This window comes from Pseudoalteromonas sp. BZB3 (assembly GCF_040104455.1).
Lineage (GTDB): Bacteria > Pseudomonadota > Gammaproteobacteria > Enterobacterales > Alteromonadaceae > Pseudoalteromonas.
This window is the reverse complement of the sequence record NZ_JBECOS010000008.1, coordinates 162,649-175,035: the sequence shown is the minus strand read 5'-3', so window position 1 is coordinate 175,035 and position 12,387 is coordinate 162,649. Positions and strand designations below refer to the sequence as shown.

The following is a 12,387-nucleotide window of genomic DNA, read 5'->3' as shown; positions in this document are numbered from 1 at the left end:
GGGATTAACCTTCCTTCTCGATAGTAGTCAGGCAATCACGTAAGATTGCGCCGTACTCATACTTACCTGGACATACGAAAGTACACAGTGCTAAATCTTCTTCATCTAGCTCTAATGCACCTAACGCAATCGCACTATCTAAATCACGTGCAATTAAGTCACGAAGTAGTGGTGTAGGTAGAATGTCGAGTGGCATAACACGCTCATAGTTACCGATTGGTACCATTGCACGCTTAGAACCACCTGTAGACGTTGTCATATTGAACAAACGGCTCGGTGCTAAGTGTGAGATAAATGTACGTGTTACAGAGAATTTGTTGCTACCTGGTGCAATCCAACCAAATAGTTCTTTCTCGCGACCTTCAAGTAATACTGATACTTGAGTATGGTAGCGACCTAGGAAAGCGTGAGGGCCGGTTGCTGTTTTACCAGCTAACACAGAGCCAGAAATGACTCGGTTATCACCGTCTTCAAGCTCGCCTGCAACTAAATCAGTTAGAGAAGCGCCAACTTGTGTTTTAACTAAGCGAGGATTCTTAACGCGAGGACCCGCTAAAGCAACCACACGGTCAGAGTAGATTTCACCAGTAAGGAATAACTTACCGAATGCAATCACATCTTGGTAACCTAAATGCCATACCTGCTTGTTTTCAGATACTGGATCTAGGTGATGGATGTGAGTACCTACTAAACCTGCAGGGTGTTTACCACCGAACTCATGAACTTCAACTTGAGAAAGTGAAGAACTTGGTACATTGCTACCTGCTTGCTTACATACGAACACTTTACCATCAGTTAAACGAGATACTACAGCAAGACCCGCTTCAAACGCTTCAACGTTTTCAGCAATGATCACAGCAGGATCTGCAGCTAATGGGTTTGTGTCGATTGCAGTCACAAAGATTGAACTTGCAGTTGCATCTAGTGCTGCCACTCGGCTGAATGGACGAGCACGTAGCGCTGGCCATTGACCAGATTCAACAAGCACTTCTTTTACTTTATCACGGTCTAGGTTGCTTAAATCAGCAGCCGCCACCTTTTCAAAAGTAACCTGCTCGTTGCCTTGCACTTCAATCACGATAGATTGAAGAACACGCTTAGCACCACGGTTAATTTCTTTAACTACACCAGAAGCTGGTGCAGTGAACTTGACGCCTGGGTTCTTTTTGTCTTCAAAAAGAACTTGGCCTTTTTTGACTTGGTCATCCACGCGAACATGCATGGTTGGACGCATACCGATAAATTCTTCACCTAGCACGGCAACTCGTTTGACAGCTACGCCATCATGAATTACTTGCTGAGGTGCGCCCTCTATTGGTAAGTCCAGACCTTTTTTTATGTTGATCATACGCACTTGCATTACATTAACGGAAAGAAATTGAAAAATCTTTTTTTGCCCCAAGATCAAGAAAGTGACCATTCTGTATTCGGCAAAGCCAAGCGACAAAACAATCCATAACTAAAACCTTGTGGACGAGTCCTCACATATATGTGAGATTTTAACATTAATAACCCCCACTATGCGAGTGGAATTATGAAATTAATCCAGATTTACAAGGTCTTTTCGAGGAGAGAATAGAATGAATTTAGTTCAATTTAGACCAAAGTCCAGTTGCTGAAATACGCAATGAATCATTTTAGATGAGCAAAAAGGAAGCTTAAGAAGTTAGCAAAATGAACTATGCAAAAGCAAAAAAGGCCGGCAGAGCCAGCCCAGTTATTAAGGTAGTTTAGATGTTTAAACTAAGTTGTTAATCTCAACTACTGTGTCTACGTCTTGCTCGTAGTTAACACCGTCAACGCCGAAACCAAATAGCTTCAAGAATTCATTGTGGTAGCCAACATAGTCTGTTAACTCATCAATGGTGTCTGTATCAACTGTATCCCAAATGTGCTGAATACGCGCTTGTACGTCCTCTTCTAGCTCTTTGTAGTTTTGGAATAGGTGACCACCATCGTCAAAACGGGGGGTTGCACCGTACAGGTTTTCGTTGAATAGTCCGTGGATCTGTTCAATTGTACCTTCATAAGTACCATCTGCCTTAGTCACTTTGAATAAAGCTGAAATATATAGCGGCATGATAGGAATAGCTGAGCTTGCTTGTGTCACAACAGCGTTAAGTGAAGAAACATACGCTTCACCTTTTAGAGTAGCTGTCGCTTCACGGATAGCTATAGTAGCTCGGTCTAAATCTTCTTTTGCTTTACCAATGGTAGCGTGACCGTAGATTGGCCAAGTTAGCTCTTTACCGATATAAGTGTAAGCGCTTGTTTTGAAACCCTCAGCTAACACGCCTGCATCTTTTAATGCATTGATCCAAAGCTCCCAATCTTCACCACCCATCACTTTTACTGTGTTAGCGATTTCGTCTTCATTCGCAGCTTCTACGCTTACAGAATCGATTATACGCTTAGACGTATTTAAGTTCTTCGTTGTGATGTCTTGACCGATAGGTTTAAGTACCGATGAATGCGTTTCACCCGTTTTAGGATCAGTACGACGCGGAGACGCTAGGCTATAGATTACTAAATCTACTTTACCCATTTCAGCTTTAATCGTTTCAACTGTTTTAGCTTTAAGCTCATCAGAGAACGCATCGCCGTTGATATTCTTAGACCAAAGACCCGCCGCTTCTGCTGCATTTTGAAAAGCTGCCGTGTTATACCAACCTGCTGAAGCTGGCTTTTTCTCAGTACCTTCTTTTTCGAAGAAAATACCCAGAGTTTTAGCACCAGAGCCAAACGCTGCTGTAATACGAGAAGCTAGGCCGTAACCCGTTGATGCACCAATTACAAGTACGTTTTTAGGACCGTTTTCTAATTGCCCTTGTGCTTTTACATAATCGATTTGCTCTTGAACGTGAGCGGCACAACCAGCGGGGTGTGCATTGGTACAAATAAAACCACGAATTTTCGGCTTAATGACCATGATGATTCCTATCTTTATTTAAATTTACGGAGCGTAGTTTAAAGGCTGATCTTAAAAATACAGGTCTGATCAGCTATAAAATTAGGCTTAATTCGATGATAAAAGTCTCGCTTAACCCTAATTTTGACTATTTATCAAATTTCGAGCCACCTAAACATTTTGGTGATTCAGGAATTTGTCCATGCTGCTCTGAATACTCTTCAGGCGTATAGGCATGAATAGACAGTGCATGAATGTGTTCTGCTAATTCAACTTTTAGAATGTCGTTAATTTGGCGATGACGCGGTAATAATCGTTTACCCGCAAACTCTTCACTGACCACAATTACTTTAAAATGAGACTCTTCGCCACGGCTGTGCATGTGGCTTTCATTTATGACATTTAAATGCTTGCAAGCGATTGCCGCAGCGATTTTTTCTTCGATCTGAGATTGCATTGACATGAATATAAACTCTGCATTTTTCAATTGTGGCTACTATACCGAGATAGGATTATTTAACAATACTTCTAAATGTCAGGTTGATACGCCCGCCTTTTACTTTGCTTTGTTTCGGCAATGAGTGTTGAAAAAGTTGCTGACTGTTACCCGACATCACTAAACAACTGCCGTGCTCCAGCATTAACTCCCATTGCTGACCTGTCGTTTTATGTTTGATCTTAAATTTACGCGCAGCGCCTAAAGAAATTGAAATGATTAAAGGCTCAGCGCCTAACTCAACCTCATCATCACTATGCCACCCCATAGTGTCATGACCATCTCGATACCAATTTAATAGCAGAGCATTAAAGGTCTGATTATAGTGGTTCTGAAGTTTACTGCGCATCGCAGCCAATGGTTTCGTCCAGCATTGATTAGCTAATGTATGATTTGAATAGGCATAATGTACCCCTTCATCAGCCACAAAGCTCTGCAAACGAGGAATAGGATGAAACTTACCGAAAACCTGAATACTGGGTTGTTGCCAGTTTAACTCCACAGTGAGGTGTTTATATAAGTCGAGCCCTTTTTGAAATGAGATCAAATTTGGAAAATAAGCAAACCCCTCGGGTAACTCAGGTTTAGTGAGTTTTGATGTCATGCTATTATTCACCTCATAAAATGACTACTTATAAAAAACTATGACGACTGAAGCTGTATTGGGCGGCCACTCGCTAACTTTACATCGATTTCCCCTCGATCAAAAAAACAGAAGCCTACAAGCGTGGGATTCAGCCGATGAGTATTTAATCGAACATATTCAAAACGAATATGTCAACGCGCAACATATTTTGGTATTAAACGATGGCTTTGGCGCCTTAAGCTGTGCATTACATGCTTTAGATACGCAAAACTCTCGCAAAGTGACCAGTTTTAATGACTCTTATGTCAGTCAGCAAGCATGCCTTTATAATCTTGAAGAAAACAAGTTAGAAATTCGTCAAACTGTATTACTCGATAGTCTCTCAGATTTACCTAGCGACGTTGATCTTATTCTTATCAAAATCCCAAAAAATGCAGGTTTTTTACAATATCAACTTAGCTTGCTCAGTCAGTTTGAACATGATGTGCCGGTGATTGCTGCCGGTAAAGCGAAAGAAATACACACCTCTACATTAAAAAGCTTCAGCCATTTTATTGCTGAGCCTTCGACTAGTTTAGCTGTTAAGAAATCACGTCTAATTTTTAGCCAAACTAAACACAAAAAGCAGACTTGTAAGTTTCCGGTGAGTTGGCATTTAGAGAAATCTGATTTCACTATCCTAAACCATGCCAATGTATTTTCTCGTGATTCTCTTGATATTGGCGCGCGTTTTTTTAGCAATTATTTACCTCAGGGTAAGAAACCGTTAAGGGTGATTGATTTAGGCTGTGGAAATGGTGTTATCGGCTTACAAACATTGGCAAAAATGCCAAATGCTAAAGTCACTTTTGTTGATGAGTCCGCCATGGCTGTCGCTAGTGCCAAAGCAAATATCGAGAATAACTTGCCTGAGCGTGTGCAAGACTGTGAGTTTGTTCAAGATGATTGTTTAACTGATTTTGCACCTAACAGTGCAGACTTGGTTTTGTGTAACCCGCCATTTCACCAAGCACAAGCAATCACAGATCATATTGCGTGGCAGATGTTTGTGCAGGCGAAGCAAACGCTCAGATCAGGCGGTGAATTAAGAATTATTGGTAACCGCCATTTAGATTATCAAGAAAAATTGCTCCGCTTATTCGGAAACTGTAAAGTCATCGGTAACAATAAAAAATTTACTGTGCTAAGTACCACAAAGAGAGGCTAAAAATGAAAAAAATTGCACTTGTATTGTGTGGCATGTTGCTGGCAGGTTGTGCCAGCCAACCAAAATCTGTGATCTTAAACCCGGTTTATAAAGCAGGCAAAGTAGCCGACTTTAATGTACCAGTAACCTTAGCGGTCGAAGACCATAGGATCAGTAAATTCACAATCAAGGTGGTCGATCAAGAGCCTGCTGAGTACCTACCAGATGCTGAGCTAAGCAAACGGGTAAAAATGGCGTTTGAGCAAGCCCTTAAAACTAATGGTGCACAGCTCACTTCAATGGGTAATAACACCTTGACGTTGCACATTGATTCTTTTCATTCAAAAGTAACAGAATCTTATACACAACATGAAAGTAATGCCGTTGCTAAAATTAAGGTGTTAGCAACACAAGGTAAGCGCACATTCGAAAAAACTTATTCAGGTCAAGCTCAAATGACAGGTCCACTAAAGCATGAGCAAGCTAAAGTTGAAGGCCAACTTAATGAGTTGAGTGAGCAAGTGATTACCCGTATAGTCTCAGATCCTGCTTTAATTAACTTCTTCAAAGGATAATCATGAAAAAGTTACTTATCACCTTATTCATTATCTGTATGAGTAGTCATGCCTTTGCTAGTAATAAAGAAGGCAGATTTGTTCAAAAGAACAACCTGTTCCCACGAGTAAAAATAATCACCAGTGAAGGGGACATTATTGTCGAACTAGACAGGTCACGCTCACCGCTTACTGTAAATAATTTCCTGACTTATGTAGTCAATGGTGATTACAAAAACTCTGTCTTTCATCGTATAGAAAAAGATCAATACTCAGAGATCGACGAATTTTTTGTGATCCAAGGCGGTGGCTATGACAAAGATTATGATGGCTTGTTCCAACGTAAACCTATTTTCAACGAAAGTGGCAATGGTTTAAAGAATGACATGTATACCATTGCCATGGCGTATCAAGATAATGAGCCTCACACCGCCACTCGTCAGTTTTTCTTCAACATGAAAGACAACGATCATTTAAACCCTGGCAGAGGCTGGGGGTTCGCTGTGTTTGGTAATGTTATGGAAGGCTATGAAACACTGGATAAAATCACACAAGTCGAAACTGGATTTAATGAAAAAATTGGCTACGATTTCGTGCCTAAAAAGCCTGTGATGATCTATCAAGTAGAGATCCTAAAAGCTGAAGCTCTTTAATTGACGGGACAGTCATGCAAATCAACTCTAGCCTAAGTGAGTACTTAGGCTACTACAAAGACAAACGCCTTCTCACCATCTTTTTATTTGGCCTAAGCAGCGGCTTTCCATGGGTGCTTATTGGTTCTGTGATGTCTGCTTGGCTCAAAGATGAAGGCTTAAGCCGCAGTATGATTGGTTTATTTGGTGTGGTATTCAGCGCCTATACCATCAACTTTCTCTGGTCCCCTTTACTCGACCGTTTAAAACTCCCTCTGTTGGGCAACCTATTAGGTCAGCGACGCAGCTGGATTTTACTTGGTCAGATAGTTACTTTCTTCGCGACACTGAGTCTTGGCTTTGTAACCCTCAAGGATCAACTGTTCCTCGCTGCTTTGTTGTGCTTTTTAATTGCCCTTGCCAGCGCAACTCATGATATTGCCATTGATGCTTTTCGCATTGACTCTTTAGATACAACTGAAAGTGAAAAAGCCACTGCGGCCGCAGCAATGGCAACCTCAGGTTGGTGGTCAGGTTATGCGCTTTTAGGTGCTTTGCCTTTCTTTCTTGCTGACTTACCCAGTTTTGATTGGTCACAAGTTTATTTTGTACTCGCTGGCATTGTATTATTGTTTATGCTAGTTACCCTGTTTGCAAAAGAGCCTAAATCACATCGTGAGCTCACTCACGCTCAATTAGAAAAAGAGTATCAAAATAAGTTATTCGTAAACGGAAACTCCATATGGCAACGCCTGTTAGCTTGGTTAGCAGTAACATTAGTTGAACCTTTCAAAAGTTTCTTCACTAAAAATGGCGTAAAAACAGCATTTGCCTTACTCGCCTTTATTTTCTTATTTAAAGTTGGCGAAGCTTTCTTAGCTCGCATGTCTATTGTTTTCTATAAAGAAATCGGTTTTACCAATACACAAATTGGTCAGTATTCAAAACTAGGTACCGGGCTCATTACCATCGTATTTGCTTTCTTAGGCAGTATTTTCAATCACAAATACGGCATAGTAAAAGGGTTATTTGTCAGCGGTATCGCCATGGCTGCTTCTAATTTAATGTTTTCTTGGATTGCTATAGCAGGCCCAAAAGAACATTTATATGCACTGGCTATCGTTGTAGACGGCTTCACCCAAGCTTGGTCTTTAGTTGCTATGGTGGCATTTATCTCAATGCTGTGCGATCGCGCCTTTAGTGCGACTCATTATGCATTATTGGCTTCTTTAAGTAGCTTAAGCCGTACTTTATTATCAGCTTATAGTGGTGTGGTAATCGATGACTGGTTAGATGGGAATTGGGCGTTATTTTTTGCAGTTACCGCAATGATGGTAATCCCTTCTTTACTGTTTCTTTACATGATTAGACATAAGCTATATGCCATAGAAAAGCAGTTTCATAAAAACTCAACTGCAACTAAAGGTGCGTAACACTACGCACCTTTAGGTGTTAAAACTTATGCTTCTTCTTTGTTAAGTAAGCTTAAGCCTTCATACGGATCCACTTCTAGTGCTTCACAGTAACGAAGAAACTCAATCACGTCTAAACGACGTTCTTGGTTTTCAATTTTGCCAATAAATGAATGTGGAGTTCCTAAAACTTGCGCAAGACTTCGCATTGTATGGCCTTTCTCATGACGCTTGCTTTTAAGCCACTTAGTTAACTTACCATTTTCTTCAGAAGAAACCGTTTTACCCATCATAATGTTACATCTCCTACTCGATGATTTTATTGTTTCTTTAAGTTGAAATATGCCCGTCTCAACCTAACATGTACTGTATATCACAGTGCGACATGGTAAATCCAGAGTTTGTACCCATGTCCCAAAATAGGTATAGACTATATTTTGCGTCTACACTAATAAAAATAATAAATTTAATGATAAATATTAGAGCATTAACTTTACACTTAATACAAACTAATTAACTTTTTATTCTAAAAATATGAATAAATAAATTTTATTAGAAGATTGTTGACTAAAGCTAAATTAAATTTTCGCTAAAAGGAAAACTATGATTAGAGTACTTTTTTTACTGCCCATTATGCTATGCATACTTTGGTATTGGTTTTTGAAAAGCCAAGGGGTGCCTATTAAGCAAGGGAAGAAAGGATTTATTTATATTCTTTTATTTAGCGTATTTGTGCTGAGCTTCTTCGCTCTCATGATTTGGGTCACGCAAAGCCCATAAAAAAAGCCACGCGACTGCGTGGCTTTTTAAATAAATTACTGTGTTTAAACACTGAAGCTTGCACCACAACCACAAGTTGTCGTCGCATTTGGGTTATTAACAAAAAAGCGTGCGCCTTCTAACCCTTCGGTGTAATCAACAATACCATCTACAAGATATTGAATACTCATTGGGTCAACAACCATGGATACGCCATTTTTCTCAATCTCCAAATCGCCCGGATTCACTTTCTCATCGAATGTGAAACCATATTGGAAACCAGAGCAACCACCACCTGTCACGTATACACGTAGTTTTAAATCTGGGTTTTCTTCTTCTGCAACAAGCTCTTTCACACGCTTTGCTGCAGCGTCGCTAAATTGAATTGGTAACTGATCAGACATGCTCTCGACCCTTAATTCTGATAATGGCGCGATTATCTAATACCCGAGTATTTTAATCAAGTAATCCGTTTGTAGAATACTCAGTAACAACTTGCTAGAAAAGCTATCTTCTTTGCGCTAAAACAAGACGAAAACCAATTTATTTGATACACTTAGGGGTCTGTTTTTTATCGGAATAAAGCCATGTCTCTGGACGCCCTTAGGCGCCAATTAGCCAAGCCAAAAACCTCTGTTCAGTTATGCTTACTAGGTGTCGCTGCAGGTTTAATCGCTGCAATTTTAATTATCTTATTTAGGCTTACGATTTATGGCGTGCAAAGTTTATTTCTAGACTCCCCGGATGACTTTACACAACTACCAGAGCATTTAAGAGTTAGTCTACCCGTTTTAGCGGCTTTTTTGATTGCTTTGTTTGCTGCTATGACTGGCTTCAAGCATTACCGACTAGGTATACCTTTTGTTATTCACCGCATTAAGCATCACTATGGACAAATGCCGATTTGGAATACTGCAAACCAATTTTTTGGTGGAGCATTAGCACTAATTAGCGGTTTTTCCGTTGGTCGAGAAGGCCCTTCTGTACATATGGGTGCAACCGGCGCTAGTGTGTTATCAGAGCGACTACATCTTCCCTGGAATGCAGCAAGAACCCTTTCTGGGTGTGGTGTTGCTGCTGGCATTGCCGCCTCATTCAATACACCTCTAGCTGCGGTTATCTTTGTAATGGAAGTCGTACTGCGTGAATATAAAGTACATATATTCGTGCCTATCATGCTTGCCGCTGTCACGGGCGCATTAGCCACACAATTTGTATTTGGTCATGATACCGAGCTCGCCCTTATCAGTGTCACGCCCTTGAGCTTTTGGCATTATCCGTATTTGGTAATTTGTGGTGTTATTTTAGGAGCTGTCGCCTTTGCATTTAACCAGAACCTAATGATGATCATCCGCACATTTAAGCCTTTAAGCATGTTCCCACGTTTGATGCTAGCGGGGTTAATTGCCGGCTTAATCGGTAATCTAGTGCCTCAAGCTATGGGCTCTGGTATGAGTGCGATTACGCTGGCAGTTACATCACCTGAAAATATTCAATTACTCACGACTATTTTAATTGCTAAGTTACTGGCAACTTTATTTGCTATCGGTTTAGGTATTCCAGGTGGGTTAATAGGCCCTGTCATAGGCTTAGGTGTTGTAATGGGCACCTTAATGTCTTATTTCGGGCAAATTATTAGCCCTGATCAACATATTGCCGGTACCTACAGCGTACTTGGTATGGCAGGCTTACTAGCAGCAACTCTACACGCCCCATTAGCAGCCCTAACAGCCGTAATGGAGTTGACTGCAAGCCCACAAATTATCGTCCCTGCGATGTTAGTGATTTCAACCGCATACGTGACGGCATTACAAGTATTTGGAAATCGCTCTATTTTCTTACAACAACTTGATTTCCAAGGCTTGGCCTACCAAGTGTCACCCGCCAGTGAAGTACTGCAAAAAGTGGGAATTGTTGAAGAGATGAATGAGCAATTCAAGCTACTCTACTCTGATGACAAAGAGCAAATAAAAGAGTCGCTGTCTGCGGTAAATAGCCACACGCCACTTATCGTATTTGATGAACAAAATGGCTATCGACTGGCAGAATACGATTTAAGTTTGATGTCTGACGACTCTATGAATATTTCTTACATTCCGATGCAAGGCTTAAGTAGCCAAGCAACCATGTCAGACGCTTTTGATTTATTAAACGATAAACGAAGTGGCGCCGTATATGTGTTTAATCAAAAAGATGAACACCATGTTATGGGTGTGGTCCGCTGGGATCAGATCCGTCAAATTTTAACAATAAGAACCAGTTAAACTGGAGGCTAAATGACAGCATTACTTGTATATAAAGCACTGCATATTTTCTTTATGGTGGCATGGTTTGCCGGTATTTTTTACCTGCCCCGCTTATTTGTATATCACGCTATCAACCAAGAACCACCTTGTAGTGCCATGTTAAAAGTGATGGAGCGCAGATTACTGTTCTTTGTAACGCCTTTTGCTTTACTCACTTTGGTTTTTGGTCTGTTAATGATTTTTGAGTACGGTCGAGAGTGGTTTAAATATAACCTCTGGCTACATTACAAGCTTGCCTTAGTGATCATCCTTTATATTTACCACGGCTACTGCTTTAAACTGCTTGCCGATTTCAAACATGATAGAAATACGCGCAGTGATCGCTTTTATCGGATCTTTAATGAATTTCCGGTGTTATTGCTTTTAGCGATAATCATGCTGGCAATACTCAAACCTAGCTTTTAATTGTCTAAAACTCTGCTTTATTGTGCTATTATGCGGCGCCAAGTCAGCCAGTCTTGGCCTGCTAAATATATTGGTTGAAAGCCTCGCTTTTAATCGCTCGTCATTTTCTGATTAGGGATCGCCTCATGTTAAGTTTCCAAGGTGAAAATATTCTCTCTGTAAATCAATTAAACAGAGATGCCATTGAACAGATCTTTGCTGTAGCAAAGAAAATGGAACCATATGCAAAAAAGCAAAAACGTACCAATGTGCTTGAAGGTGCTGTTCTAGCTAACCTATTTTTTGAGCCAAGTACACGTACGCGTGTCAGCTTTGGTACTGCGTTCAATTTACTAGGTGGTTTGGTTCGTGAAACGACGGGCATGCAAAGCTCAGCTCTAGCTAAAGGTGAATCTTTATACGATACCGCGCGCGTTATTTCAGCTTATGCAGATGCAGTTGCTATGCGTCACCCAGATGCGGGTTCTGTAGCTGAATTTGCTACAGGTTCTGATGTGCCAGTTATCAACGGTGGTGATGGTCCAAATGAGCACCCTACTCAGGCATTACTTGACCTTTTAACCATAGATAAAGAACTTCACCGCTTTGAGCGTGGCATCGATGGCATGCACATTGCGCTAGTAGGCGACTTAAAATATGGTCGTACCGTACATTCTTTATCAAAACTGTTATGCCACTATAAAGATGTTAAATTCACTATGGTTGCACCTGATGGCTTGCAAATGCCTGACTATATTCTTGATACTGTATCGAACGCGGGTCATCAAATAGAACTGGTTTCGAAAATGGAAGGTAACCTAGCTGCTGATATCGTTTATCAAACCCGCATTCAAGAAGAGCGCTTCCCATCTCAAGAAGAAGCCAATAAGTACCGTGGCGGCTTTAGAATTAGCCAGTCAATTTATAATGCACACTGCAAGCCAACCTCTGTGCTTATGCATCCACTGCCACGCGATAGCCGCAGTGATGCAAATGAGCTAGACAATGATTTAAACAATAACGACAACTTAGCAATCTTCCGTCAAGTACAAAATGGCGTATTGATCCGCATGGCGTTATTCGCGTTAACTTTAGGTGTTGAAAACCAAGTACATAACTACGAGGTAGATGTACCTTGGTTCAGCCGTAAACGTAACAGTTAAA

13 protein-coding genes are annotated in these 12,387 nt (G+C 40.7%); 7 read left to right on the top strand and 6 right to left on the bottom strand.

The window, feature by feature from the left end:
- Positions 1-4: 4 nt before the first annotated feature.
- The 4 genes from ABMY35_RS06485 to ABMY35_RS06470 form a co-directional block, all read right to left on the bottom strand.
- A complete protein-coding gene (locus tag ABMY35_RS06485) occupies positions 5-1,348 on the bottom strand; it encodes a Na(+)-translocating NADH-quinone reductase subunit A (RefSeq protein WP_349285500.1) in 1,344 nt (447 codons plus the stop codon).
- A 390-nt stretch (positions 1,349-1,738) separates the two neighbouring features.
- On the bottom strand, positions 1,739-2,929 hold the full coding sequence (gene fabV / locus ABMY35_RS06480) for an enoyl-ACP reductase FabV (protein WP_349285499.1): 1,191 nt from the start codon (positions 2,927-2,929) through the stop codon (positions 1,739-1,741).
- Positions 2,930-3,056: 127 nt separating this feature from the next.
- Positions 3,057-3,371, bottom strand: a complete 315-nt coding sequence (locus ABMY35_RS06475; protein WP_130254693.1) for a BolA family protein — start codon at positions 3,369-3,371, stop codon at positions 3,057-3,059.
- A 49-nt stretch (positions 3,372-3,420) separates the two neighbouring features.
- Positions 3,421-4,008: an alpha-ketoglutarate-dependent dioxygenase AlkB gene (locus ABMY35_RS06470; RefSeq protein WP_349285498.1), complete on the bottom strand. Its 588-nt coding sequence runs from the start codon at positions 4,006-4,008 to the stop codon at positions 3,421-3,423.
- A gap of 40 nt (positions 4,009-4,048) precedes the next feature.
- Between ABMY35_RS06470 and ABMY35_RS06465 the strand changes: the two genes are divergently transcribed.
- The 4 genes from ABMY35_RS06465 to ABMY35_RS06450 are packed head-to-tail and all read left to right on the top strand — an operon-like array spanning position 4,049 to position 7,795.
- Positions 4,049-5,197, top strand: a complete 1,149-nt coding sequence (locus ABMY35_RS06465) for a methyltransferase (protein ID WP_349285497.1) — start codon at positions 4,049-4,051, stop codon at positions 5,195-5,197.
- A 2-nt stretch (positions 5,198-5,199) separates the two neighbouring features.
- A complete protein-coding gene (locus ABMY35_RS06460; RefSeq protein ID WP_349285496.1) occupies positions 5,200-5,751 on the top strand; it encodes a YajG family lipoprotein in 552 nt (183 codons plus the stop codon).
- A gap of 2 nt (positions 5,752-5,753) precedes the next feature.
- A complete protein-coding gene (locus ABMY35_RS06455; protein ID WP_349285495.1) occupies positions 5,754-6,383 on the top strand; it encodes a peptidylprolyl isomerase in 630 nt (209 codons plus the stop codon).
- 14 nt (positions 6,384-6,397) lie between these two features.
- On the top strand, positions 6,398-7,795 hold the full coding sequence (locus tag ABMY35_RS06450) for an MFS transporter (protein WP_349285494.1): 1,398 nt from the start codon (positions 6,398-6,400) through the stop codon (positions 7,793-7,795).
- 26 nt (positions 7,796-7,821) lie between these two features.
- Here ABMY35_RS06450 and ABMY35_RS06445 read toward each other — a convergent pair whose 3' ends face one another.
- Positions 7,822-8,067 carry a helix-turn-helix transcriptional regulator gene (locus ABMY35_RS06445; protein WP_058030897.1) on the bottom strand — a complete coding sequence of 82 codons (246 nt, stop codon included), beginning with the start codon at positions 8,065-8,067 and terminating at the stop codon, positions 7,822-7,824.
- A 531-nt stretch (positions 8,068-8,598) separates the two neighbouring features.
- Positions 8,599-8,937, bottom strand: coding sequence for an iron-sulfur cluster insertion protein ErpA (erpA, locus tag ABMY35_RS06440; protein WP_058030898.1), 339 nt, complete (start codon positions 8,935-8,937; stop codon positions 8,599-8,601).
- A 183-nt stretch (positions 8,938-9,120) separates the two neighbouring features.
- Here erpA and ABMY35_RS06435 point away from each other — a divergent pair, with 183 nt between their 5' ends.
- The 3 genes from ABMY35_RS06435 to ABMY35_RS06425 all read left to right on the top strand — a co-directional run bounded on the left by ABMY35_RS06435 (position 9,121) and on the right by ABMY35_RS06425 (position 12,386).
- Positions 9,121-10,797, top strand: a complete 1,677-nt coding sequence (locus ABMY35_RS06435; protein ID WP_349285493.1) for a chloride channel protein — start codon at positions 9,121-9,123, stop codon at positions 10,795-10,797.
- A 12-nt stretch (positions 10,798-10,809) separates the two neighbouring features.
- Positions 10,810-11,244 (top strand): CopD family protein, encoded by a 435-nt coding sequence (locus ABMY35_RS06430; protein WP_349285492.1) that lies wholly within the window; start codon positions 10,810-10,812, stop codon positions 11,242-11,244.
- Positions 11,245-11,369: 125 nt separating this feature from the next.
- Entirely contained in the window at positions 11,370-12,386 is a 1,017-nt protein-coding gene (locus tag ABMY35_RS06425) for an aspartate carbamoyltransferase (RefSeq protein ID WP_349285491.1), read from the top strand.
- Position 12,387: the final 1 nt, after the last annotated feature.